This window comes from Caballeronia sp. LZ034LL (assembly GCF_031451215.1).
Classification (GTDB): domain Bacteria; phylum Pseudomonadota; class Gammaproteobacteria; order Burkholderiales; family Burkholderiaceae; genus Caballeronia.
The window spans coordinates 18,472-43,692 of record NZ_JARUXR010000005.1; the positions used below are offsets into that span (position 1 = coordinate 18,472).

Consider the following 25,221-nt stretch of genomic DNA (forward strand, 5'->3'; position numbering starts at 1 on the left):
ACACTATGAGCACTCTGTTCGGAAACCTCAGCACGGACGGTCTGGAAGAAGCAACCGATCGCCTGGGTGGCGGATTCGGCCCCCTCGACACCGACATCTACGTGATGAAGATCAAGGCCATGTACGCTGGTCAGTCGGACGGCGGCGCCCGTTCGGTCACTCTGATCGGTGATAACGGCGGCAAGGAATATCGTGAAACTTTCTGGATCACGAACAAGAAAGGCCAGAACTTTTTCATGGCCAAGGACAAGCAAGGCAACGAAACGGGCAAGAAATCGCCGATGATGGGCTTCACCATCGTCGACGACATCTGCCAGATCACCACCGGCAAGCCGCTCTCCGAGCAGGAGACGGAAGACAAGGTCGTCCAGGTCTGGGAAGACGGCAAGCAGGTCAACAAGAACGTGCCGATGCTGGTCGAAACCCTCGGCCAGGAAGTGGCACTGGGAATCATCCGTCGCCGCGTCAACAAGAACGCGAAGGACGAGAGCGGAAACTACGTGCCGACTGCTGAAGAGCGCGAAGAGAATGGCACCGACAAGGTCTTCCACCCCGAGCTCAAACTCACGATCGTCGAAGCCAAGGCTGGTGGCGACAATCCGGAACCGGTGTTCTGGGATGCCTGGCTCGTCCTGAACAAGGGCAAGACCCAGGATCGTCGCAAGATCAAGGACGGCCAGGGCGGCGCAGCTGGTGCTCCGCAAGCAGCTCGTGCTGCAAGCGCAGCGCCGGCCGCTGGTGCCTCGGCTGCACCGAAGAAGTCGCTGTTCGGCAAGAAGTAAAACAGCATGAAGATCCCGGTCGTCGGGTTCGATCCCGCAATGCGTAATTGGGGGATCGCCCAGGCAGTTCTGGATCTGGATTCTGGCGAGCTTTCTACACCCTTCCTCTCCGTGGTTTGTCCCAAGGACATGGAAGGCAAGCAGGTTCGCCAGAACTCCAGCGATCTCTACCTCACCCGGCAACTGGCGGAGGTAGTGCTCCCGGTTGCCCGTAAAGCGAAGGTGATCTTCGTCGAAGTTCCCGTTGGATCCCAGTCAGCGCGTGCGATGGCGTCCTACGGTTTTTGTGTTGGTGTGCTGGGTGCGGTGATGGCCGAGGGGATCCCCCTGATCGAAGTCACGGCACTTGAAGTGAAGAAGGCATTCTCCGGTAAGAAAGACGCGACCAAGAACCAGATGATTGACGCGGGCTTGGCTCTGTATCCCGATGCCAACTGGCCGTATCACAACGGCGCAATATCAGCCACCAAGGCAGAACACGTAGCGGACGCCATCGGCGCCATTCATGCAGGCGTACAGACGCCCATGTTCCAGAATCTCATGCGACTTTTCGCAAAGGTGTAGCAAATGAAAATCCAAATCGTCCAGGCAGAAATCGAAGAAGCAATCCGCAACTACATCGGCGAGCAGATCTCGATCAAGGAAGGCATGAAGATCGAGATCGATCTGCGCTCGACCCGTGGTGATGCCGGCTTCACGGCCGACATCGACATCACGCCGGCAGGCAAGCCCACGCCCCCGAGCGGTACGTCGAGCACGAAGCCCACCACCGCACCGGCCACCGAGTCGACCAAGAAGGAAGACCCGGCTCCGAAAGGTGATCCGGACCCGAAGGCTCAGGCGGAGGACTTGAACCAGGGAAACGAACAATCCCCGGCCACGTCCCCGGCGTCGGACGCATCGACCGGTGGTGCAGCTGCGGCGGAGGCTGGGACTGCCCAGAATGCTGGGGATGAGCCGCAGCAGGCAGCAACGGGCGAAGGCGAACTCGGTCAGCAAGAGAAGCCGGCCGCACGCAGCCTGTTCAAGAACCTGAACCGCGTGTCGAACGCAGCCTGATGAACCTGCTTGCAGTCGTCATCCTCGTGGTGGCGATTGTGGTAGGTCTCACAGTTGCCATCATCGCAGCAGCGCCCTACATCGCTTTGGGCATCGTCATCGTGGCCGTGGGTTACGTGCTCGTGAGCCAGGGAGAGGAAGATCCACCAGACGATCCTCGCCCACCTGCAGTAAGATAGCAGTTCGCCCTGAGAAAGCGAGAGAGGTAGCAGCACCGAAAAGCCCCACCGTCCTGAGAGAGCGGTGGGGCTTTTCTTTTTAGTGACTCAGCAAGTGAGCCCACGGGTTCATCTGCGGAGCACGAACCAGGGAGCCGAATCCCACCCCGTGCATGAGCCCACCATCCACCGCCTGGGTGAAGATGTTGTCCGCCATCGGCAGGCCCACATTGCCCAGCAATGCCGGCGTGGGAATGACCGAGGCGAGCAGTGCATGCACCGGGTTGTTGCGGATCGTGGCGAGTGCCACCTTGGCCATACGCACCTTGTAGTTATAGAACCAAAGCATGCCCATCGATTCCATGTAGCCACGGAAGCGACCCGGCAGACGATCGTAGTTCACGAACTCTTCCGTGATGTGGCCCAGTGCCTCGGCTTTCGACTGGCCCTGTTTGATCAGATGATCGTACAGCACAGCCTTAGCCAGAAAGTCCCCGTACTCCACCGCTGTCTGCATGCCCTTAAAGAGCGCCGTGTCCTTGGTGATCAGTGCATAGCGGCCGGCCGTCCGGATCCCAGGTGGGAGCTGGTTGACCTTCTTCTCCATGTACTGGTTCAGGTGACCGGAGGTGAGCTCGACTTCCTCAGCCGTGGCCTGACCATCGGACACCGCGGAGAACTCCCCTGCTTCGATCAGCGGCCAGATCGAGAGACGCTTGTGCGAATCGGTGATCGACTGGATCTCGGCTTCGAGTTTGATGATGGCAGAGCGGTCCTTGCGACCTTGTGCTGCACGCAGCTCGGCATCGGCTGCAATACGGCGCACTTCCGACTTGGTGAAGAGCTGGACTTCCTGCATCTTCTTGGGCATGCCGCCCACGATCGAGCGCAGCGGCACACCGCGGCTGATCAGCTGGTAGCCATTGGCCACGATGTTCTGGATCGGTACCACCACGGACTTGACCACGATCAAGGTCTTGGCGTCACTCACCAGATTCTGGAACTTGCGCTCGGCATTGACCATGTACTGGTATGCCTTGTTGCCGAACACGCTCATAGCGATGTCCTTCATCGCGTTCTGCGTGCTCTTGCTCCAGCGGGAGTTACCCGTCCAGGCATCACCCACCGAAGCCGAGCGGTAACCCAGCACATCGTTGAGCATGTCTCGACGCACCCAGAACTCATCCTTGCCGAATGCCGTCTCGATCTCACGCTTGGTCTGTGGCGTGATCAGCTTGACTGCATCGGCCAGCACCGGATCCTTCGCCAGTTCTGCCTTGTCGAACACGTTCACATACCGGCTGGCGTTGGTCTTCGACGCTGCCAAGTCAGACTCGTACATGTCCTTCGTCTTCTGGACCAGCTGGGAGTTGTACTCGCGTGCGAGCTCTTCTTCCATCTGCCGGCCACGCCAGACACCCAGCATCTGATCGAGCTGACGATTGAACTGCAGCTTGTCGTCGACAATGCTCTGATCCAGGGAACGCTCGTAGGCCACCACTTCACCGTGCTGGTTGAAGAGTGGCATCAGGTGTTCCTTGGCTCCCTTCTCCGCACCTGAGTGGATGATGGCAGTTGCACGCTGCACCGCATCCGGATTGGTGATGCGCCCGGCCGTGAGCTTCTGCGAGTAGCCTGAGCTGATGTCCACACCCCCTGCCGTTTGCCGAGCGTTCTGCACGATGCCCTGCTGGAACGGCGTCTTGCCCGAGACGGAGAGGAAGTAGTAGCCCCGCTTGGCCTTGTTCACTTCAGCACGGGAGCCGGTGTAGTCACCCAGACGCTTGTAGCTCTGGCCCACCAGCTTCGCATACTCAGCGTCATCGGCCACGATCAGCGAGGTGCCGGCCTGCTGCACTTCAGGCACGTAGCCCTTGAAGTGGTTGAACAGTGCCCGCTCCGACTGCAGCGACTTGGCTACTTCGTCAGCCCGGTTGCCTTGCAGGTATGCGAGCGTGAACTTCATGCCATTGCCCTGCGCTTCGATCAGGTGCTTCATCGAAGTCTTCTCGGCATCACTCAGATGCTCCAGTGCGTAGAGTGACACCAGCTGGTCGATGGTGCGGGCCAGATCCTTGGCGATCACTCGCTTCGGATCGGTACGCTCACCCAGCAGGTTGGCGATCGCATTGGCATTGCGCAGCAGGTTGGACGAAGTCTCGCCGGTCATCATGTAGCGAGCCAGCTCCTGAGACTTGCGCATGATGAGCTCCGAGTTCTTCACACCCTTGCCGTTGACGATCGTCTTGCCACCATCCATCTGAGCAATAGCGGATTCCAGTGCCTTCGTCTCCTTGGCTCGAGCAGCGTCGTCATGGATCAGGTTGAGCGCTGCATCCTGCGTGCGACCTTGAACCAGGGAAGCGAGATCGGTCCTCGCCATCGCACGGTGATTGGTTGCCCACTCGGCATCGGTCAGCTGACGCGTGAACTGGCGGTTGATCACCTTGGGCACTTCCTCGCGGAACTGCTGGCGCATCTTCTGCACCATCGAGCGCACGGTCTTGATCATGTCGTAGACCTCGGCGTTCGACGCCACCCGGCCGATCATGTCGTGCAGGATGTCGGTGAACGGCCGCATACCCTTCACGTTGTTGACCGCGGTCAGCAGCCCTTCTGCCACGATGCCGGCCTGCGTCTCGTTGATGACTGCAGAGAGCACGCTGGTGGTCTTGGCCACCAACTTGGTGAGCGTGTTGTCGTACTTCTCGTGCAGTGCGGCCGTCTTGTCCACAGCAGCCTGAGACAGGGCATTGGCTTGCTGCACCACGTATTCATTCAGACCATTGCCACCCTTCTCGGCATGCTCGATGAAGCTCATCTTGTCCTGCACGAGATCGGTCAGACGCTGGTTGAGGCTGTCCACCGCATCGAGCATATTGCGGCCTCGAGCTTCACCCGAGAGCATGCGGCCCAGATTGTCGAGCGTGTCCGTGCCCAGATTCTCCAGCGCACGATCGACACGGGACTCGGCATCCGAGCGTTCACCCTTGGTCTTCTCCAGCTTGTTCAGCACATCACGGAAGTGATCGTTGGTCATGGAGAGCGCCACGAACGTGGGCAGCAGGGTCGATCGACCATGCATATCACTGTCCTGGAACGTGTTGCCGATCACTGCATCGTACTGAGCCTTGGCCGGGTTGTAGCGGCGGTTGGCATCCGGTTCATTCGGATCCTCGAACATCTCCGGCGTGAGCTGCTTGGTTACCTGGCTCCAGAGTTCCTGCATGCGTGCGAGCGCATTCGGGTTGAACTGGGTGCCCGTGGCCAAGCCAGCCACCACCTGCGAGAACACGTTTTTCTCCTGCGGCGTCATCGGGAATACGCTGGCAAAGTCTTCCGCCATGGCGCCGCCCAGATCGTTGGCCGAGTGCTGCGCTTCGTGCGCACGTTCAGCACGCTCCCGGTCATTGCGAGCCGAGTTCACGTACTGGGTCACCTGAGCTTCGAATGAGTCGGCGATGTCTTGCAGGCGTGCATCCTGACCGTAGACCCGGCTCATGTAGGCCGTCACGTCCTGCGTCATGGCCTGCACGTTGGGTTGAACTGCCATCAGCACCTGGGTGTTGAACATCAGGTTGCTGAACATGTCTTGACCCGGCGACTTGGGCACCTGCTTGCCGAGTGCACCGTAGACCAGATCGCGGATGAACTTCACCACCGACTCGGCCATCTTCACCAGCGGGTGAGCATCGACTCGTTCCTGCAACTTGGCAAGTTGCTGGTTGGCCAGACCCCATGCCATGTACTCGTTCAATGCCATGGCCTGGCGAGTGGCATCGTCCAGCGCCGGGTCATTGAGATGACCATTGATTGCGGCAGCTGCGTCAGCGTAGCGGGCCTGCATCTCCTGCGGCAGGCTCTGCGCATCCTGAACCAAGGAAAGGAACTGGCGCATCAGCGTTTCGAGGTTGCCGATGGTCTTGTCCAGCACACCTTGCTGCTCATGCGTCACACCGTTGTAGTGATCCTGCACCACCTTCATGGTGACCGCGTGGATCATCTCGTGTGCGAGCGTCTCCGAGGACGGCGAGATCAACCAGATCTGCTTGGCGCCGGTACGGGTGAAGCCCAGGTTGTCCGGGTTGCTGATCTGGCCGCCGTCGACTGCATCACCACCGAGGGAGGTATTGTAGGCAGCGAGCTCCGAGCGGGTACCGTGGATGACGCTGTAACCATCCCGAGCCAGGGAAGAGATCGCCGCATTGATCAGCTGTTGCTGATGGGCCGGGACCGTGCCTTCCAGCAGGTAGGACAGTTTCGTCAGTGCCTGTGGACCGAGCACCGTTGCACCCGATGCATGCTTGGTGCCGACATCGAGCACATCCTTCTCGATATTTTCCTGCGCGTCATCCGGTGCGACTTGGTCACGTTCAGCGTCACGGCGCATCTTGGCCGACTCTTCCTGCGTCAGCTCGGAGATCCGTTGAGCTTGCTCCGCATCGGTGTTGCCGATCGACTCCGTGCCGCCTGCCTGATACGGCGAGGAGGCTGCAGCCATCTGGTCGATCGAGAATGCCACACGCTGCATGGCACGATGACGTGCATCGACATCGGCCGACTCATTGGTGAGACGATCGTTCAGCTGGGTCAGCAGATCCACTACCTTCTCAGGCGGGAATGCCTTGACCATCTGTGCCTGGTTGTCCTGGTTCACCTGTTCATCGAGCAGGGCTTTCAGCAGATCAATGTGCATCTGCGAACCAGCTTCGATGGCCGGCATGCTCTTCAGGAAGCCGGCAAACGACTTCTGCACCGCAGCCAGCGGATTGCCCATCATGGCACCGAACGCTGCCTGGTTCAGGATCGTCGATCCTGCATCGATGTTGTCCAGCGGCAGGTGCACGCCGTCATAGATGTTGAGCACGCGATCATTGCCACCAGGCAAGTTGGAGGCATTCTGAATCATCTTGCCGTCCCCCATCCCTTGGTTCAGGGAAGCGACAGCAGCCACGCCGATATTGCCCGGACCGCGGAGCAGTGTCGGTGCTTCGTACTTTCCATCCATGGCCGAGGCAAAGGAACGCAGATCCTTTCCGTTGGCACCCTTGAGCAGATCATTGCCCGTGAACATGAAGTTCTGGTCCGGTGCCTTGATGTCTGCTGCGACATTGCGCAGTGAGTCGCCAATATCGTTGAGTTCGTCACGAGAGAGGAACTCACCGGCCTTGTAGTCCGGACTCTTCTTCTTGACTTCCAGTGCTTCAGCCACCTTCTGTGCATACAGATGCTGGTAGACGATGGACTGAGACTGGGTTGCACGGCGAACCATGTCCATGCCAGTGAAGACTTCCGAGCCCACCACGTTCTTCACCACCTCTTGCATGGGGGTCATGAAGAGATTGCGCAGGTTGGTCGTCAGTGCTTCCTTCTCTTCATTGGTAAAGGTGCGGTTCTGCAGCGACTGATTGCGACTCGATGCCTTGCCACTCATGTCCTGACCTGAGACCTTCCATGCACCCGTCTGGGAATCCTGATACACGACCGTAGACGTCAGTGCTTTGAGACCCTCTCGCAGTGCATCGTTCTTGGTCTTCTGGTCCGGACCATACGGCTCGTCCTTCGACCAGCCGTTCTGCATGGCGATGCTGTATTGGGCGTAGATCTTCTTGAGCATCTGGTCTACGACACCGGCTGAGACACTCGTCGTGCCGGCCGCATACATCATCTGCATGAGCGGATTCTTCGAGGCATCCCGACCCACGTTCACATCGTCACCACCCTCGTACTGGATTGCCTTGTTGCCCAGCAGCTGGCTCATGAGCGTGAGCACATGGCCCAGATTCTCACGGGGAATGCCATCCATCTTCTGCAGACGCTCGGTCAGGAGCTTGTTCAGTCCCTGGCCGGTGGCCGTGTACATGTCAGCCTGTGCCTTGAGCGCACGCTGCACGGTAGAGGTGAGCGTGGGCTTGCCGCTGGCATCCATCGGATCGGCGCCGAAGTAGACACCACCCATGCCCAGGTGCTTGACGATCTCCGGCTTCATCGGGCCACGGCCGAACATCATCATGGCCATAAGCACGCCGTTGGTCATGCCATCGGCTTCGAGGTACAGGCTCGTCTTGAATGCCTTGCGCTCAGCATCATCAGCATTCAGATACCGGGCGTATTCCTTCAGGGCGTAGGCTCCTGCCACCGAACCATTCAACGACCGAGCCAGGGTGGAGATATCCTCCTCGGCCAGCTGGGGATGGGTCAGGAAGCGTTCCATCACGTTCAGGGCATCAGCGTACTGGCCCGGCTGACCGTTCTTCTCGAACAGCTCGTGCAGCTGCGGCAGCATGTCCTCGTAGGGCATGTTGTGCACCTTGATTCCCAGCGCCTGAGCCACACCCAGCATGAAAGCTTGCGTGTGCCGCTCGTTGCTGAAGTCCAGCACGGAGCGAGTCGGCAGGAAGGCATGCCGAGTCACCTTCGATGCCACCGGGTTGTAGGAGCCCCGCATCTGCAGACGGCCGGTACGGATCACGTCATACGGATAGTGGATCTCCACTTCCTCTGGATCAATGCCCCTCTCCTGCGCGTGCTGAAGCACGGCCGCGTGCGTTTGCTCGACCACATCGAAAGCCTGCGTGATCGACAGATCTTTGCCGCGCTTGGTCTTCAGATCGTTGACATTCATCGTCTTCGGATCGAAGGCGCCGTTGGCGAAAACTGCGGACATGCCGATCGAACCGAGCTTCGAGAAGAAGTCGATCATCTGCGTGTCAGCGTAGTGCGCCACATCGATGTTGTTGCCCACCATCGCTTTCTGCTTGGCAGTCAGCGGTACGGACGGATTGCGCAGCTGCGTCTTGGGCGTCTCCGGCAACTCACCGCCGAGATAGTGATTCAACTCCGGACGAGTGGCCACGACCCGTTCGATCGCATCCGGGATCTCAGCCAGACCGCGCTCCTTGAGCGTCTGAGTCGGCTTGAAGATGGTGACCGTCTTGTCACCCATCACCGTGTCCGAACGCTCCAGCATGCCGGCTTCTACCATGGTGCGCAGCACCTCAGCCGCCATTGCCGAAGGAATGCCTTCGGTATAGGACGTGTCCATCGAGCCAGCAGGAACGACACCCCAGTAATCGGCGATCTTCTGCGAGAGTCCGCGGAACGCATCCCGGTAAAGCGTGCCCGTATTCATCAGGTCAGCAATGGCTTCTGCACGGGGATCGAATTCGTCGATACCCATGGCGGCCGCTGCCTGTTCCTGGCTCGTGTGACTGTTGGTGCTGTCGAGCGAAAGCATCCACTGCAGGCCTGCGAGTGCTGCTGTCTCGACCAGTCCCTGGTTGAAGACGTAGCGGCCCTGAGCATCCTGCTCGACCAGGTTCATTAGCTTGCCATTGACCCACCGGTTGGCGTTGTGTGCGTCCTTGTTGCCCTCGACCTTATTCTTGAGGAACGTGGTCAGATGATCATTGAAGGCGCTCACCATGCCCTCGACATTGCCCAGCAGCGCACGGTAGCTCTTGCGCATCTCGGCATCGAGCCGCTTGCCCTTGGCAGCTTGCGAGAAGCGTTCCTCGGAACCAAGGATGGAACTGACCTTGTCCAGCGGCTGAGCTTCCCGTTCCAGATTTGACTTCTGGGTCTTGGGGAACTTGAAGCCATCGACGAAACGGTTGCCCGAGCTCATGGCAATGAGGTTCGGATACGCAGCACGCACCGTGTTGCTGCTGTGCTCATCCGTATCAGCACTGACAGTCGGCTGGATCGGGTTGATCTGCTTCGGATGGAGCTGCTGTTGCAGATCGTCCAGACGTGCCTGCTCCTGCTTGTTCAGCCCGCTGGTTGCCGCACGGTTGATCAGATCGGTGAGCTCGTCCTGCGGATCGATGACATCCGGCTTAGTCGCCTCGGCTGTACCAGACAGTTCATCCTTCTGCAAATCAGCTGAGCCTGCTGCGGGCTTTTCAGCCTCACTATGAGTCTCGTTTACCGATTCAACTGGCGCAGCGGTTTCTTTTACTGCATCCTTCGTTTCAGTCTTCTCAGACGTAACGGGTTGTTTCGGAGCTTCAGCTGCCGGCTTTTCGTTACTAGACTTGGAAGCGACCGCTTCTTCTTTAACCGGCTCGGTGGTCTGCACTTTGCTCCCCCGAGTACCGTTCGCAAACTCCTTGGCCACCTGTGCAGGTGTGCCATTGGCCAGCAACGGATCCAGGGAAACCTCACCCAAATGCTGAACATTCAACTTCGGAAACGCCGTAGCCAGTGCATTGTGGAGCCGGGTCAGTGCGTCTGCCTCAGCAGCAACCTGCTTGACGAACTTGATCGAAGTGGCTGCATTCTTCCCCCGGACCGTGACCCCAAAGGGCTTGTCGGACTGGCGGAACTCGGACTTGTCACGGGGGATGAAGTCGTAGTGGAGCGCGTTGTGCAGGTTCGCATCCCCACCGTGCGTCGCAATCTGGGTGTTTACCGCGCGAACCTTATTCTGTTGGCTCTGGACGAATTTCGAAAAATCGGACATGGCACCTGCGGCACCGTCGAAATCTCCTCGACCATAAAGCGTCCGAATCTTCTGAGCATGCTCAAACGCCGACTCGCCGCCTTCCGGCGATCCCTCGTTAGCCCGCACCCGCTGACTCACTAGGTCAGGAGCGCTGTTCAGGCCCAGAGCCTTCGACTTGTTCACGAAGCGCTTCTGGGCATTCTGAATGGCGATCGCCGAGCGCAGCGCTGCCTGCGTCGGATCATCCAGCGTCACTTTCCCTGCTCGAGCCATCTTCATGATGAGCTCGTTGTTTGCCTGGTTCGAATACTGCGGGCTGATCGTTGCGGCCGCAATGGCTGCCTGCACCTGTTGCTGACCTTCCGGCGTGTCGAAGTGTTCTTCCGTCAGCGGCGTCTCGGCCACCTTCTTGGCGATCTCGTCTGCCCGTTCCTGGTTCGATGCCACCTTGCCGGCCGGCGACTGGTCGAACGAATCCATCAGCTCACCGAGCTGCGGCATGAACTGGCGCATGGGGTGATCTTCACCCAGCGCACGGAAGCCTTCCTTGTCGCCGACGAGGAAGCTGCGGATCCCGTCCTTCTGGCCCATCAGCACCTGCATGGCGAGCGCCTGTTCCTGCGGGCTGTTCTTCGGATTGCGTGCTTCGTTGGCCAGGTTCTGCAGGAATCCGATCCGGGTCGTCTGACCGTCTGCCGCACGCCGCAGCACCTCGGCCGAGCTCGGTGCGACTTCTTCCGGACTGAAGTGCGTGAGGTCGGCTGCATCCTGTGCGTACTGGCTCAGGCGATCCTTCTGCTCGGTGGAGAGCGAATCATCCGCATGCACTGCAGCCTGTGCTGCCTGGACATTCTCCGGCGTGGCTTGTGTTGCGGCTGCTTGCGCAGCCTCGGCGACGTTCTGATCCGAAACAGGCGAGTCGTTTTCGTTCTGCGTGCGGATCCGCTCAGCACGCCGGCCGGCCGCATCAGTGATGGCCTTGCCCGTACCGGTGACAGCCCGGCCGGCGCCTGCTGCAAGCGAGCCAGGACCAGAAACCGCACCGGCTGCTGCCATCCCGTACAGGCCACCGAGGCCTGCCTGTTCACCGACACCTTCAAGCAGGTCCTGATTCTTGTTGGACGTTTGCTTGGTGGCGATGTTCTGTGCGAGCTGGCCGGTAGCGGACTGGGTCGTTTCTTCGGCTCCCTCCTTCAGGATGTTCTGGCCGAGTTCACGCAGGGTCGGGATCTTGAGCGGATGCGCCTCGAACTTCGACACCAGTGCACCAGTGGCAGTGGCGATCGGCGCCTGGATGGCGGCAGCACGCAGACCCGAGGAGTTGGCCACTTCCTGCCGAGCCTGTTCTTCCGACATGCCGCCCATGACGAGACGGTTGAACATGTCGCTGTTCTTGTGCAGATCGGCGAAGGACGTGTCCATCACATCCGCGGCGTTCTGCTGGTAGGCACCACCGGCTTCCGTAGCACCAATGCCGGCCATGGTTGCGCCTTCGTGCCCGATGAACTGACCGGCCTTCAGCAAGGTCGGGTTCTCTGCTGCACTGGCGATCAGGCGAGCAGCCATGCTGCTGCCTTCTCCCATGGCACCCGCCAAGGCTGCTTCCTTGAGCGTGCCACCGAGAGCCGCACGACTTACTGCAGTTGCACCGAGTGAAATGCCCTTGCCGATCGGGCCGGCAGTCAGCAGCGAGCCGATACCCTGTGCCAGACCATCAGAGGCCACAGTCGGATCGGTCACAGCATTACCCACTGCAGTCAGTGCATCCTTGCCGACACGGCGCACGTCATTCAAGAACGAGCCATCGGACTGTGCCTCGTTGTCACGGTAGCCGAGCTGGTTCTCAGCTGCGTTGAGTCGACGGTGCGAGTTCATCGCGTCCGACTGCAGGTTCTCCTGCACCAGGTCATTGAGTGCCTTGATCCCGGCTGCAGCGGCAGTGCCCGCACGCTTGTTGACGATGCCAGCGCCAAGAGCCGCAACACCGCCCACCGAGTTGGCCACACCGAGACCGACACCGGAAGCGAAGTCACCTGCAACCTGTGCAGGCGTGCGCATCGAGCTCTGATCAGCGGAGATCGAACCACGGGCATTCAGTCGAGCAGCGACAAGCTGGTCGGCCATGTCGGAGCCGTACTTCTGCGAGAGCTGGAATGGCGACAGGTTCTGCAGGTCGGCCGACATCTGATCTGGCAACGTCTGTGTGCCGACACCCGTCTGCTGGGAGAGCATCGTGCTGTACACCTGATTCGAGGAAGGCACGCCATTGGTCTGTGCCACACCTGCCTTCTTCGAATCAGCCGTCACCGCGAGATCTGCTTTCTTCTGGTCGGCTACTGCTGCAACTGTCTGCTGCTTGGGATTGACTGCCGGAGGTGCCGGTACGTCAGGTGCATCTGGAGAGAAGGGATTGTCGACGGTCTGCGTGACTTTCGGCTGATTCAACGGAGCTTGACCATTCCCTGATTTTCCAAGGTACAAGTCAAACGCCTCTTGTGCACCGGGCATAAGAGTTCCTTCTTTAGAGGTAAGTTTGAGGTAAGACTGTAGCAAGAAGCCCCACTCTTTTGAAGTGGGGCTTCCTGATTTAGATGCCGGGCGTGTAGAGCAGCGGGTTCTTCGTGGGGTCCAGAATGTCGTCCATGGCTTGCTGGACGCGGACCGCAGATTCCCGCTTGTTCGACGCTGCCTGAGCGTTCTGTGCGTTGGCCACATCCTGCCCACGCTTCTGGAAGTTCTCACCACTCAGACGTTGCTGAGCATCACGAAGGCGTTGCTGGAGCCGGTAATACTTCTCGGCCACTCGCATCTGATCCTTTGCGTCAGGTGCTCGACCGGCTTCGACCGCCGCATTCATGGTGGCAACTTCCTTCTGCACATCGGTAAAAGCTTTGGTGGCACTGTCCACCGCAGCTTGAGCCTGAGCATTGCCCGTCACTTTCGTTGCAGCATCTTCCATCCCGCTGCCGTTGATCGTGGCCAGAAGGCTGTCAGCAGCGTCCGAATCGAAGGATCCACCGCTCTTCAGGTGAGGGCCAGGCAGCACCGAGTTCGGCAAGATCTTGCCCGGTACAGATGCCGACTTCCACAGATTGCTGCCATGCTCCAGGAGAATGCCGGCCTGCGCAGCAGTGGGCGTGACATCGTTGCCGTCCTTGTCTTTCAGACGGCCGGCCGTCGAGTTCTTGATCCGCTCGATGGCCTTGAGCACGTCATCCAGATTCTCGCCGGCCAGTGCTCCGCCCTGCAGATTCTCCTTGGAAGGCGGTGCAATCAGACGACGAGCGACAGCGAGGTTGCTCGTTTCCTGATCCCGGCCAGCCGTTGCCCACACAGCCGGATTGATCTGCGCTGCGGCGATGTCCTGCGAGGTGCGGCCTTGCTGCCCGACCGACAGACCGATGTTGTCCTTCTCCACCTGGTTCGCGTCCTGACGGACCTGAGCCAAGGAAGGAAGACCTTGCGTTGCCACCTTCGCCAATGCATCAGATGCCGACTGATTGCCGCCTGCCGCCGTCACATCTTGCTCACCTGCATCCAGTGATCCAGCCGGAGCCGGTGCACCCTGCCGGGAACGGTTGACCATCGACGCTGCGGCAATCAGCTTCGAGGCGTACTGCGGGTCAGTAGCGTAACCACCTGCCACCAGACCCTTGGCCGTTGCATCCGTGTCGAAGCCGGTACCAATCGCACCCTTGTAGCGACGATTCAGCAGATCCGCATACGCATTGCCGAAGTCTTCGGGCGTGGCGAACTGCTGGTACTTGTCGACCGAGCCCGTCTGGTTGTCTCGAGCCGCCACACCATCAGCCGTGGTGGATTTGATATTGCCCAGGTTGTTGGTGCCGGGAATGACCGACTTGCCCCAGCCAGTCTCCAGACCCCACTGACCGAGAAGCGTATTGGCATCGATCCCGGTCTTCTTCGAGACCTGATCGGCCACCGGAGCATACTGGGACACGAAGGCATCCATCGCTGCACTGGCATTGCCGGCACCAGCCGCAGGAACTGCACCACCACCCATGACAGCACCTGAGCCAAGGGGACCGGGAGAAACCTTCCAGCCACGCTTGTTCAGGTTGTCCCGCACCATGGCGTCAACTGCCGGGGGAAGCTTCGCTGCCGTGATCCGGTCGGACATGCCCTGGTCATCAGTCGGCGCACCTTGCAGGAAGTTGGCCGTTGCTGCATTGGCCGTCTGCAAGTTTTGTCGATCCTCGACCGAGGTGTTGAACTTGAAGTTCCCATCCCGAATGTCGAGCGAGCTCTTGCCGGCCGTCAGTCCTGCCTGATCCAGTTCGGCCAGCGTCTTCGGATCTACCGAAGCACGCATTGCCTGGTAGTCAGGGGAAGTGGAGAGCTGATCAGCGAGATCATTCTGCCCCACACCACGCAGGTAGTTGATCCGGTTCTGCATCGCACGGATGCCGTCCAGTCCAGCCTGGTTCTGCTGAGCCACACCCAGATCGAAACCTGACTTCTGTGCACGAGCCGTGTCATACAGCCCCTTCTGCACTGCAGCAGTCGTCTGGGCCGTGTGCAGATCATTGTTGACGCGATCTCCCACACCTTTCTGCAATGCCTCGATCGTCTTGGCATCCACACGGGACGGGTCGACACCGAGACCTTGAAGCCCGGAGAGCAACGAACCATTACTCAGTGCGCTGCTCAAGTCACTGGCGGACTGGTAGCGGGAAGCCGCCTGCACCGCGGCATTGTTAGCGAGATCCGTCTGGGCCTGGCCGAACTTACCGATGGCATCCGACAATCCGTTGGAGCCATTCGTAAGCAGGCCAGCTGCTGTTGCCAGACCGGCAATTCCGGCGTTACCGCCTTGTGGCGCATCGACATTGCGCCAGGTCAAAACAGCCATGGTGGGCTCCTTAGCTCAGCTTGTTGGCGGCGATGTAGGCATCCCGGTCAGCCGCACTCTGGCCTTCGGTCACAGCACGAGCCGTGGCCCGATCCGTGAGTGCCGTGTTGTAGCTCGCCGTCTGGTTGGCCAGGTTCTTCTGTGCTAGCTGCTTCTGGAAGTCGAAGGTGTCCTTGGCCAGACCCAGTGCCTTCAATCCCGAGTAGAGATTGAAGCCGGTGCCGAGCGCACCGAGTCCCAGCTGAAACGTGGGGATGTTGGCGCCCAGACCCTGGACCCCAAACAGACCCGACTGAGTCGAGGTGGCCGGCGTGAGATCCGAAGCGTTGGCGCCGAGCGTGGGCGAGCTCATGCCGAAGCCATTGAGTGAGCTGTAGCCACCGGTATCGGCGACACCCAGACCAGTCGGCACGGTGAAGTTGTAGGGCGTGACATTGCTGCCCGCCCCGAAGTTGAGATCGTAGGCCATTTTCTCTGGTTCCTTACGTAGCAAGGTTTTGGTCGAGATCCAGAGTCAATGCGGTGAATTGCGAGATCAGAGCGGAGTTCAACTCAGCGACATCGCTACCCGTCATCAGTGTTCTGTTCAGGAAGACCGAAGGTGGTTCCGAGACAAATGCGCCTCGGGAGGAAGCGCTCGAATCAGTCAGATCCAGGGGATTGATCGTGCCCATCCCTGCACCGAAGGTGGACAGGTATTGATCGGCGACTGCTTTCGTCTCGGTATTGTACTGATCAAGCATCGTCTGCGTCTGCTTGGCGATGTCATTGATTTCCCCTTGTTCATACTGGACAACACCATTGCCGATGGCATTGGTCAGTGCCAGCAGATTCTGCGGTGAGGTGAGCTGGGCCAGCCCCTCAGCGAATCCACCTCCATTCTGAAGCCCGGAGCCGTAGACGATCATGACCACTGCCGCCACGGCAGTGACGATCGCACCCACCTTGTCACCGAATGCGGCCGTGGCCACCATGCCCACAATCTTCAGCAGGATCATTGAGGCGATCATGGTTAGCGCCAGGCCGGCGATAACAGCCGCCACACCGGTGAATCCCAGTGCAGTGCCGATACCGGCATAGAAAGATGCGGCCGGCCCAGTGCCGGAACCCAAGCTCACATAGGTGATGGCAATGATGATGACCACCATGACCACCGAGAAGAGCCCGGTCTGATACCACTTCTTCTTGACGATCTGGTAACAGTTGAAGACCAGGAAGCAGCATGCCGTGCTCATCTGGGTGGCATCGATCAGCGACATCGAGGCGTAGATGTCCTCGTGCAGCGGGATGATAAACCCGGATTCATCGGCATCCTGCAGTGCTTCGACAGAGGAGATGTCCACGGACTTTCCACCGTAGATCATGTTCTGGTGCTTCAAACCATACAGATCCAGAGAGCGCCAGCTGGTGGTCGTCTCCTGCCAGTAGAGCGTGACGTGCTCCATGACGATCGTCTCAGTGTGCAGCTCCGGACCGTTGTTGTTATCACCTGAACCATAGGTAATGGAGTACACCGGGTAGGTCGAGCTCGGGTTGACCTCGAACCAGAGATCTCCCTTCTTAGCTCCAGGACGAAGTCCAGAGCCTACGGTCTCCTCAATACCGGACCAGATAACCGACATGTCGTAGTCCATCACCGGCCGGTTCTGACTAGTCACCCGCACGCTGTAGTTCGGTGCCTGCGGATACTCCTTCATGACCGGTGTGTCGCCGGTGTTGCCGCCTGCACCCTGTGCCTGATACCAGTTCCAGTAAGCCAGCACCGAGTCGGATGCCGCCTGCATGTCGCTTTCCCACTGCGCATAAGCAGCAGGGTTGGTCAGATCTGAGTCCAACAGGAGCTTGAAGAACTGGTAGATGTACTTCTTCGCTGCATTGTCCTGCACGTTCAGGGCCACACCATAGACCGCATAGGCGTAATCGATGTCACCCAGCGATTCGTTATCGGCGATCTTGTCGATGATGTCGTCGAAGTCACCGTTCATGGCTTTCTTGAACGCCTTCTTCGCCAGCGGATACACGTCAGCCAGGTTGGTGGGGGAGACGAACTTGTCATCGATCCGCATCGGGATGAACGGGTAGAACGTGCCCATGTTGGTGGGCCGGCCGAACATCGCATCGAGTACGGAGTTGCCCGTGTCGAACTTGTAGATGAAGATCTGCAGCGGGGCCACCACCTGCAGGGTGATGTTCTGCGTATCGATCCGGTACGAGCGGGACGTGCCCACCGTATCCTGATACATGGTGGACCTGACCGAATAGGTACGGGTCGGGTTGTCTGGCGAGACACCCTTGTACTCGGTCTTGCTGTAGACGCCATGGCCACCCGAGTTGCTCACCACGGTCCAGCCGACCGTGCTCGGAAATGAGTCCGTTGAGCCAAGGGAAACGGTGGGACCGGTCACCACCGGGCCATTCTCAGCCGGCAGTGTCTGGTTGTAGCGGGCATACAGGTAACGCACAGCCGGATCGAAGTTGGCCGGCGTGAACGACTCTTTCACCCCGTTCTCGTAGGTGATGGTGATGAGATTCGTCGTCTTGTCGATGTCAGCCGTCCAGGCCGTGTAGAACAGCTCCTGGTGGTTGTTCGCCACATACTGCTCAGCCCAGTAGGTGAAGTCCGCATAGGAGATCGACGACGCCTGCAGCTGGACCGAGTTCGCACCGTCCCGCGGGATCTGCGCAATCAGCTGATCCGTGATGATGGTGTCACCCGATTGGATGGTGCCTGTCACCAGTCCGATCAGATCGTTGTAACCACTGCGCTCTGCCCAACCGGGAAAGTTCCTGAAGCGGATCCCCGGTCCATTCAGATACGCCTGGTTGAGCGACTCTCCCAGCGAATTGTTGGTGTCGCCGATGACATTGCCCGCGATCGTCGAGCGCAGGAAATCAGGACGCTTGGACACATCCCCAGCGAGGTTGTACACCACGCTGGAGACGATGGTTGTGGACGAGGATCCGAAGAAACCCATATCAGGCGCTCAGCTGCAGGTTGTACTGCACCTTGGAGTAGGCCGTGTCGATGTTCGCATTGGTGAACGAGTTCGGCGCAGTCAGTCCGTCATCAACGGTCTTTTGCGTGATCCAGGAATCCCCCAGCATCTTCACGAACTTGATCTCCGCATCCCGTTGGTAGCTGGTGATCTGCTGTGCATACAGATCCTTCTGCTTGCCGACCGAGCCGGCCACCGCAGCGAAGTCCGAGCGCACATCAAGCGTCTGCGCACGAGCCGCTTCACCCTGCTCCGCATACAGGAACTGCTGCTTCTGGATAACCAGCAGCTGCGCACCGAGGTTGGTGAGCTGAGCGTTAGCCGTGGCCAGTTGCACCGGCAGGATATTGTCGATCTGGTACTTGCCCTGACCGTAGTTCACATCTTCCGTGGCGATCTTCGCCTTGGTCAGTGCGACGGTGGCCTTGGCGTTTTCGGCTTCGAGCTTGACCGTTGCTGCCTGCAGCTTGGCTGTCTCATTGGCGATACGTGCCGTGATGGCCTGAGCCTGAGCGGTCACCGACTGCCAGTAAGCCTGATCCCGACCGAGCAGATACTGCACGGCAAACTGCATCGTCGATTGGGTGAGTGAGATGTATGCCTTCGTGTACTCAGCACCGGTAATGCGTCCCTTATCGAACTCTTCACGCAGCTGGGCCTTCATGCCCTGCATCATCACATCGAAGGTGCCCGCACCATCAATGGCGCCTGAAGTCAGGTCTTCATTGGTCAGACGGGTGACCGGCTTGTAGGCATCCGAGTCCGTCCCACCGGGGATCTGGTACTCGGGGCCGGACAGATCCAGATCCGGGATCTCCACATCGGAGTCCGCGGACAGTGCCTGGTACAGCTGCAGCGCATCGGTTTCGATACCGTAGCTCATGGTGTTTTTCCTGGTTCAAAACAAAAAGCCCGCCCAATCACTGAGCGGGCCTCTGTGGCAGAAGACGCTGAGCCTTATTCGGCGTGCACGTCAACCGAGCCTGCAGCGATCTGGGCCGTGGCCAGTTGGTGCAGTTCCTTAGCCGTGAGCGGCGGGAGCACCTCGATGGCGAACTCCTTGTTCCAGCTCGTGACCGGACGTGTCGCACCCGTGCGCTTGTCTCGGACCGTGCGGATGTTCAGGAAGCGTCGAGCCTCGAGCGTCTTGTAGAGGATCATCGGGATGTGATATCCGCCATCGGTGGCTTCACCGTAGGGGATGAACTTCTTCACGTTGCCGATGTACTCGTTGGCCACCGTCAGGACTTCGCCCGGCAGGTTGGCTTTCTTGGGGTCCAGACACTGGATGCGAACCCGGACGAGCTTCATGTTCTCGTCGTAGAGATGCTGGCGCAGCGTCTTGCGCTTGACCGGCTTGCCGTCTTCACTTGCCATTTCACCAGCGAGCGGATTGGCCTGTGCAGCTTGGACTTCCGGCTCTTGCTTGCCGGACATCTTTTCGTCGATCTTCGCTTTGAGCGTCTCGATCGAGATGTTGTTGCTGAAGGGAATGCCCATCAGTTTTGCGCGGTCCTTCAGCAGCTGGAGTTCGGTGGGCTGCGAGTCAGCCGGATCTTGCAGGAGGTCAGTCATGATGATTCCAGAGTAGGAACCAGAGGAAAGGAGCCTCAATCGAAGCCCCTTTCCCTTGGCTCAGGTTAGACCGGTGCGACGGTCTTGATCAGGGCCAGACGTTCCGGACGCTTGATCAGAATGCCGTAGTACCACTTGATCGAGCTGAAGCCCGTTTCGCCATACGGATCCGTCTTGTCGGCGGTTTCCGCACCCGGCATCTTCGTGAGCACCGAGAACTTGACCGTCTTGCCGTCCGTCTGGAAGCCGATGGTCGTGAACGAATCGTCACCGATGGTGAGCATCGGGAAGATGTCGTAGTGCTCCGTGCCACCGACCATCGAGCTGCGATAGCCGGGGTTCTCGTCGACTGCCTTGCCAGCGCCTGCCCAGTGCAGCATTTCCGGCACCTGGATGAAGCGCCACTTGCCGATCGCACCGATCTCGCCGTTCATGATGTTGCCGGCATCCGCATAGTGCTGGATTTCGACGAACGCCTTGTTGCCGAACAGATCGGTCATGGCCATGAGTGCCGGAGCGAGCTCCGAGCCCACGTACATGACACGCGTCGAGCCGATCACCTTCGTGTCTACCAGACGCGAACCCGTGATGATCGTGACCTTCGTCGGCGAGCGGTTGTCGGTCAGGATCTGATCCAGACGCATCAGGTTCTTGTACGACACGATCGAGGCCGGAATCTCCGGCGTGCCGCCTGCGGCCGGCGTCACTTCGGCGGTCACTTCAGCGTCCGACGTTGCAGCACCTGCGTACAGGACGACACCGGGAGCTGCCAGCAGATCCTTCTGCAGCACGGCTTCGGTCAGCTGCACGGCGCCGTTCATCAGCTCCGTCGACAGATGGCTCATCAGCTCCGAGTCCGAGTCGAAGTCGAGCGACTCTTGCGTGAACTCGGTGAAGAAGCCGAACTTGTGAATCGAGCCTTCACGCTCCAGACGGGTGAAGCCGACTCGGTTCACACGGCCACCGTTTTCGGTCAGCACCGGGAGCTTCGACGTGATCGTGCCGATGTCTTTGGACGAACCGTACAGGTTGCCGTTGGTGATCGTAGCGCCCGTGGCGTCGATGCCCTGGTCATTGATATTGCGGTCATCGAGCAGCGGCACATACTCGTACACCTTGATCTTCTTGCCGTAGTTCTTCGGCATGTTGGTGACCGAGGCGAGCGGCATGAAGTACTGCTCTTTGCGCGAGGTGATGATCGCCTTCTTCAGCCAAAAGAAGGTGTTCATCTGATCCGACGATGCCGAATCGATGCTGGACTTCGAGCCCTCAGCGGGGGCGTTGTAATTCAAAGGCATGGTTCAGTGTCCTCAAACTCGAAATTGATCAAGCTTCAAGAAGTCCTCATCGCTCATGGCGAGCGGATTGACGACTTGCTTGTTCTCTCGGGGAGTGCTCCGCGTTGCAGCAGCTGCACTTGCCTGATCTGAGTTCGAGACGGCCGGCTTAGGTGTGACGACACGAGTCGCTACGGGTGCCTTCTCTACGGGGGCGGAAGGCGTGGTAACCGCAGCTGAACCAGGGGAAGGATCTTTCGACGATGTGGGTGTGACCAGATCCGCGAAAGCGCCCGCCGCCTGCATCCGTTCGCCGACAACCCGATAGGCGTCGATAAACTTCAGATCGGCAGGAAGGTGCCCAAGCGTCTGTTGCCGAGTCACTTCGGTCACGATACGGTCGTAGATACCGTTACCGCGCTGCGTGTGAATCGACTGCATGATGCTCGGATCCTTCCAGAGCTCTTCCTTACTGGATTTGTCCCACGTCGAGTTGATGGTCTGAAGCGTGGTTTTGCCTTCCACATCGGAGTTCAACTCCTGCAGGGCGGCGTGAAACCGTGCCTCTTCATCACTGACTTGGTGATTCCCACCAAGGTAGGTTGAATCTTCGCTGGTATCGATGGACATGGGATCGATCCCCTTGTCCTTCAGCAGCTTGTGGATTGCCTTCTCGTCACCGTTCTTGAGGTCAATCAGGAACGACAACTGAGCCGGGTCCAGCAGCTGGTTCTGCTCCAGCATCAGCAGCGTCTTTCGATGCGGCTGAATGTCCTGCATTTTGCGGGTGTAGTTGGCGCCCATCTGCATCAGCGAAATCGCTTCGTTGACATCCCGAAGTTCGATCATCTTGCCGTTTGCCTTGAACGGCGCCATCACCTGCTTGTAAAACGCTTCGTAGTCAACAGCAGCGCTCTGGGTGGCCGGTTTGGCTTCAGGCGTGCCCGCCTGATCCTTGCCCTGGGCATCCTTGGCTTCGCCTGCCGGCTTAGCTTCAGGAGTGCTTGCAGTTGCCTCGTCCTTCTTGCTGTCCTGATTGACTTCTGAATTGGTGGGAACATTACCACCATTCGACCCCGGTTTACTAGGGGTGTCTTGCGTGGAAGCAACATCCGACTTCGTTTCGACTTCAGTCGACTCGGCCGGATCTGTCTTGACCTCGGTTTCAACTTCGGTCGGCGTCTCGACGACTTCGCTGGGAGTGTCGGTGGGAACTTCTTGAATTGCCTCTGCACCCGGCAAAGGCTGATTCAGGAAGTCCTCATCCGACATCGCCAGCGGATTGACCTTCTCCGCTGCGATGTCCGGCATGGCTTATTCGCCTCCCAGTTCTTCCACGTCGCCACCAGCACGAACGTGTTCGATCATTTGCTCGTAGTCGGGGATCTGGCCGACTGCGTTGTCGCCCATGACCATTTGCACGGCGAGCCAGCGCTTGAGGTGACCGGCCGCTTGAGCCATGGCCAGGGCATCGGCACGTTGACGATCCGGAAGAGCCGGGTCAGCCGACTCTTGCGCGTAACGCGCACATTCCTTCTCACAAAAGGCTTCTCGGATCACCTTGCGGAACTCACGGTTGTCCATGAGTTTGGCGATTTGATTCCGAAGCTCGACCTGTGCTTTGGCCGATTCCAGTCCCGCTTCGAGTTGCTGGAGTTGGGATACTGCGTGCATGGATGGTCATCCTTGACTATAAAGTTATGATCGGTTTGCTGGCCACGAAGGCCAGCCCGTAAGGGGATCGGCTTATGCCGGTACCCCCAAGTTACCCTGTGGGATTGTAGGGTTTGCAACCGGTTGTTGTCCAGCACCAGACTGGGCTTTCGACAGTGCGTTGTACCCCACAGCAGCCGGGATGTCGGGCTTCGACTCCGACCCATTGGCCAGCTTCCGCTTGGCAAGCAGTGCCTTGGTGACTTCGAGTTGCTGATTACCCTCAGCTTGTCCTGCCTGCTTCTCCATCTCTCGAGCATGCTTGGTGCCGGTTTCCTGCTCGACATAGTCCAGGTTGGTCTTGTCGGTAGTGGCACCTGCCATTGCAGCCTGAGCCCGGAAGAGTTCGGCCTGAGCCTCGTTCTTGTCGATCTCGGATTGTTTGGCCTGAAGTTCGAGCGCCTGCATCTTCTGCTGGAATGGATCGGGCTGCGGCTTGTAGTTCTCCAGCTGGTGAGCCAGGTCAGGCATGCGCTTGAGACGGGCGATTTTTGCCAGGATCATGTACACCATCGCCGGATCACCCTTGGGTCCGAGGGTCTGGAGCATGAACGCCAGATCCTGAGACTGCTGGTTGTCGACTTCAGCGGTGGAGATGTCCACCTTCAGATCGAAGTTGCCGATCAAGTCGTCGCGGTTGACGCTCACGAACTGCTCATTGGTGACACGCACCACTTCCTTGTCAGACATGAATGCCTGGTTCATCGACACGACCTTGGTGCCGATCTGCGTCATGCCGTTGGCCAGGCGCCGGAGAATGGCCATCTCCCGCTTGGCAGCAGCGTCCAGTGCACCTTTGATGCCGGCCGCCACATCGCCGTATGCCTGACCGGACACCCCACCTGAGAAGGACTTCACCCCGGTGAGTGCTTCCGCGTCCTGGTTCATGTACTGAACCATGTTGAGCGCCGACACCGGCAACTCTGGGAACTTGTGCTCGATCAGCCCGCTGGCAATCGGCATGTTCGGATTGAACTCGTAGTCCTGCCCGTTCTCGTACTTCCGGCGATTCATCGGATCGAGCATGCCCTTGGCAAAGCCCTGCTGACCGTTGGCCGAGCGGCCCATGACATCGATCATGCCGCGGACTACTGCACCCAGAATCTTCTGGTTGTCCTCCAGCATCTCGGCATCCGGCTCCCCGTAGGCAGCACGCTTGATCGGCAGATAAGGCACGACGACGAAGGGGATCTTCTGGTCCGGGAACGGATTGGCTTCCATCCGGACGATGGTGTTGGCAATCCAGGTGGCGACAAACGGCACAAGCACACCATCGTCATTCACATCGTAGAAACCCCAGTATTCGTAGGCCACCACCTTCTTGCGCACGGCATCCTTGAACTGGAAGTCCTGCGGCGTCTGGGTGGCATGGTCCGGATCCTGGACGCTCGATGCACCTTCCCAGTTCACCAGATCGAGGTTCTTATAGCGCTGGGGTTCCTTGAGCAGCTCGGCCTTGTTGGTCTCAAAGGAGACCACGGCAAACAGTGCCTTGTCGGTGTCGCCGTTGCAGCTCGGATCGAGATAGAAGTTGCGGATGTCGATGACTTCGACAGTCGGCCGGTTCTCCAGCAGCGAGTCGGTGTCGACAGTGCGTACCCCGCTCTGCTTAGCATACGTCGCCTGACCTGTCTCCTGGTAGTGGGAGACAGCGGACTGCATCTCAGGCGGGACCGTTTCCGAGTAGGTCTTCGGATCCGATTGAGCCAAGGAAAGGGCTTGCTGCAGCGCCATCAGCTGCTCTTGTGTCTCGATCTCGAAGTGCGCGAACTCCGGCACCTGCTGCTTCACTTTCTTCGAGACACGCTTCCAGCCCAGACGCATGACAGATGTGCCTTCATCGACCGTGCAGCGCACGTAGTCGTCGATGAACTTGATGCGGTTGACCTTGGTACGGAACTGCCAGTTGAGTACGAGCTCGTTTTGCTCGGCGCCCTTCTGATCTTCCCAGCTCACCGGCTCCACTTTGAACAGCTTGTCTGAGCCAAGGAAAGGCTCGGACAGTGCCGAGTATCGCCATTCAGCTTGCCGGCGAATGAGCTTAGGCTGGACGGAGGAGCGACCCTTGACCTTGGGCGGTGCGGCCTTGCCCTTCACGTCCATGAGCGCCACCCAGTGATTGATCCGGGTGACCTGTGCATCATGGGACGGCTTGGCCGCTTCGAGGTCACCCTTCAGTGTCTCGAGGGTGGGCTCGTTCTTCCAACTGGTGAGTTTCTGCGCAGGCACTTGCGGCGGAGGCAAGACCTGATCGGGGCTGTCGATCTTCATTGGCAAATTTCCCTGTGCCGCAAAAGACCAAGGAAGCAAGCCCCGAACTTGGAGACTTGCTTCCTTGGTTC

14 protein-coding genes are annotated in these 25,221 nt (G+C 59.1%); 4 read left to right on the top strand and 10 right to left on the bottom strand.

Features of this window, described 5'->3' with window-relative positions; genetic code table 11:
* Positions 1 to 5 precede the first annotated feature (5 nt).
* The 4 genes from QCE83_RS34195 to QCE83_RS34210 are packed head-to-tail and all read left to right on the top strand — an operon-like array spanning position 6 to position 2,020.
* Positions 6 to 782 carry a hypothetical protein gene (locus tag QCE83_RS34195; RefSeq protein ID WP_309821242.1) on the top strand — a complete coding sequence of 259 codons (777 nt, stop codon included), beginning with the start codon at positions 6 to 8 and terminating at the stop codon, positions 780 to 782.
* Between the two features lie 6 nt (positions 783 to 788).
* The gene (locus QCE83_RS34200; protein WP_309821243.1) at positions 789 to 1,346 is read left to right on the top strand and encodes a hypothetical protein; all 558 of its coding nucleotides are present in this window, start codon (positions 789 to 791) and stop codon (positions 1,344 to 1,346) included.
* A 3-nt stretch (positions 1,347 to 1,349) separates the two neighbouring features.
* A complete protein-coding gene (locus QCE83_RS34205; RefSeq protein WP_309821244.1) occupies positions 1,350 to 1,841 on the top strand; it encodes a hypothetical protein in 492 nt (163 codons plus the stop codon).
* On the top strand, positions 1,841 to 2,020 hold the full coding sequence (locus QCE83_RS34210) for a hypothetical protein (RefSeq protein WP_309821245.1): 180 nt from the start codon (positions 1,841 to 1,843) through the stop codon (positions 2,018 to 2,020). Before QCE83_RS34205 ends, QCE83_RS34210 begins: the two co-directional genes overlap by 1 nt.
* A 79-nt stretch (positions 2,021 to 2,099) precedes the next feature.
* Here QCE83_RS34210 and QCE83_RS34215 read toward each other — a convergent pair whose 3' ends face one another.
* The 10 genes from QCE83_RS34215 to QCE83_RS34260 form a co-directional block, all read right to left on the bottom strand.
* The gene (locus QCE83_RS34215) at positions 2,100 to 12,953 is read right to left on the bottom strand and encodes a hypothetical protein (RefSeq protein WP_309821246.1); all 10,854 of its coding nucleotides are present in this window, start codon (positions 12,951 to 12,953) and stop codon (positions 2,100 to 2,102) included.
* Between the two features lie 79 nt (positions 12,954 to 13,032).
* Positions 13,033 to 15,318 (bottom strand): glucosaminidase domain-containing protein, encoded by a 2,286-nt coding sequence (locus QCE83_RS34220; protein ID WP_309821247.1) that lies wholly within the window; start codon positions 15,316 to 15,318, stop codon positions 13,033 to 13,035.
* A gap of 10 nt (positions 15,319 to 15,328) precedes the next feature.
* Positions 15,329 to 15,787, bottom strand: coding sequence for a hypothetical protein (locus QCE83_RS34225; protein ID WP_309821248.1), 459 nt, complete (start codon positions 15,785 to 15,787; stop codon positions 15,329 to 15,331).
* Between the two features lie 13 nt (positions 15,788 to 15,800).
* A complete protein-coding gene (locus QCE83_RS34230; RefSeq protein ID WP_309821249.1) occupies positions 15,801 to 18,293 on the bottom strand; it encodes a hypothetical protein in 2,493 nt (830 codons plus the stop codon).
* Position 18,294: 1 nt separating this feature from the next.
* On the bottom strand, positions 18,295 to 19,197 hold the full coding sequence (locus QCE83_RS34235) for a hypothetical protein (RefSeq protein WP_309821250.1): 903 nt from the start codon (positions 19,195 to 19,197) through the stop codon (positions 18,295 to 18,297).
* 74 nt (positions 19,198 to 19,271) lie between these two features.
* Positions 19,272 to 19,889 carry a hypothetical protein gene (locus tag QCE83_RS34240; protein WP_309821251.1) on the bottom strand — a complete coding sequence of 206 codons (618 nt, stop codon included), beginning with the start codon at positions 19,887 to 19,889 and terminating at the stop codon, positions 19,272 to 19,274.
* Positions 19,890 to 19,954: 65 nt separating this feature from the next.
* Positions 19,955 to 21,118: a N4-gp56 family major capsid protein gene (locus QCE83_RS34245; RefSeq protein WP_309821252.1), complete on the bottom strand. Its 1,164-nt coding sequence runs from the start codon at positions 21,116 to 21,118 to the stop codon at positions 19,955 to 19,957.
* 81 nt (positions 21,119 to 21,199) lie between these two features.
* Positions 21,200 to 22,477: a hypothetical protein gene (locus tag QCE83_RS34250; protein ID WP_309821253.1), complete on the bottom strand. Its 1,278-nt coding sequence runs from the start codon at positions 22,475 to 22,477 to the stop codon at positions 21,200 to 21,202.
* Positions 22,478 to 22,480: 3 nt separating this feature from the next.
* Positions 22,481 to 22,840: a hypothetical protein gene (locus QCE83_RS34255; RefSeq protein ID WP_309821254.1), complete on the bottom strand. Its 360-nt coding sequence runs from the start codon at positions 22,838 to 22,840 to the stop codon at positions 22,481 to 22,483.
* A 72-nt stretch (positions 22,841 to 22,912) separates the two neighbouring features.
* The gene (locus QCE83_RS34260; RefSeq protein WP_309821255.1) at positions 22,913 to 25,150 is read right to left on the bottom strand and encodes a hypothetical protein; all 2,238 of its coding nucleotides are present in this window, start codon (positions 25,148 to 25,150) and stop codon (positions 22,913 to 22,915) included.
* Between the last annotated feature and the right edge of the window lie 71 nt (positions 25,151 to 25,221).

What these genes read in the sequence shown, in the direction of transcription:
- QCE83_RS34255 (WP_309821254.1), bottom strand. Translation starts at nt 22,840, where the DNA reads ATGCACGCAGTATCCCAACTCCAGCAACTCGAAGCGGGACTGGAATCG.
- QCE83_RS34240 (WP_309821251.1), bottom strand. Translation starts at nt 19,889, where the DNA reads ATGACTGACCTCCTGCAAGATCCGGCTGACTCGCAGCCCACCGAACTC.
- QCE83_RS34205 (WP_309821244.1), top strand. Translation starts at nt 1,350, where the DNA reads ATGAAAATCCAAATCGTCCAGGCAGAAATCGAAGAAGCAATCCGCAAC.
- QCE83_RS34230 (WP_309821249.1), bottom strand. Translation starts at nt 18,293, where the DNA reads ATGGGTTTCTTCGGATCCTCGTCCACAACCATCGTCTCCAGCGTGGTG.
- QCE83_RS34225 (WP_309821248.1), bottom strand. Translation starts at nt 15,787, where the DNA reads ATGGCCTACGATCTCAACTTCGGGGCGGGCAGCAATGTCACGCCCTAC.
- QCE83_RS34210 (WP_309821245.1), top strand. Translation starts at nt 1,841, where the DNA reads ATGAACCTGCTTGCAGTCGTCATCCTCGTGGTGGCGATTGTGGTAGGT.
- QCE83_RS34195 (WP_309821242.1), top strand. Translation starts at nt 6, where the DNA reads ATGAGCACTCTGTTCGGAAACCTCAGCACGGACGGTCTGGAAGAAGCA.
- QCE83_RS34260 (WP_309821255.1), bottom strand. Translation starts at nt 25,150, where the DNA reads ATGAAGATCGACAGCCCCGATCAGGTCTTGCCTCCGCCGCAAGTGCCT.
- QCE83_RS34200 (WP_309821243.1), top strand. Translation starts at nt 789, where the DNA reads ATGAAGATCCCGGTCGTCGGGTTCGATCCCGCAATGCGTAATTGGGGG.
- QCE83_RS34250 (WP_309821253.1), bottom strand. Translation starts at nt 22,477, where the DNA reads ATGCCGGACATCGCAGCGGAGAAGGTCAATCCGCTGGCGATGTCGGAT.
- QCE83_RS34245 (WP_309821252.1), bottom strand. Translation starts at nt 21,118, where the DNA reads ATGAACACCTTCTTTTGGCTGAAGAAGGCGATCATCACCTCGCGCAAA.
- QCE83_RS34220 (WP_309821247.1), bottom strand. Translation starts at nt 15,318, where the DNA reads ATGGCTGTTTTGACCTGGCGCAATGTCGATGCGCCACAAGGCGGTAAC.
- QCE83_RS34215 (WP_309821246.1), bottom strand. Translation starts at nt 12,953, where the DNA reads ATGCCCGGTGCACAAGAGGCGTTTGACTTGTACCTTGGAAAATCAGGG.
- QCE83_RS34235 (WP_309821250.1), bottom strand. Translation starts at nt 19,197, where the DNA reads ATGAGCTACGGTATCGAAACCGATGCGCTGCAGCTGTACCAGGCACTG.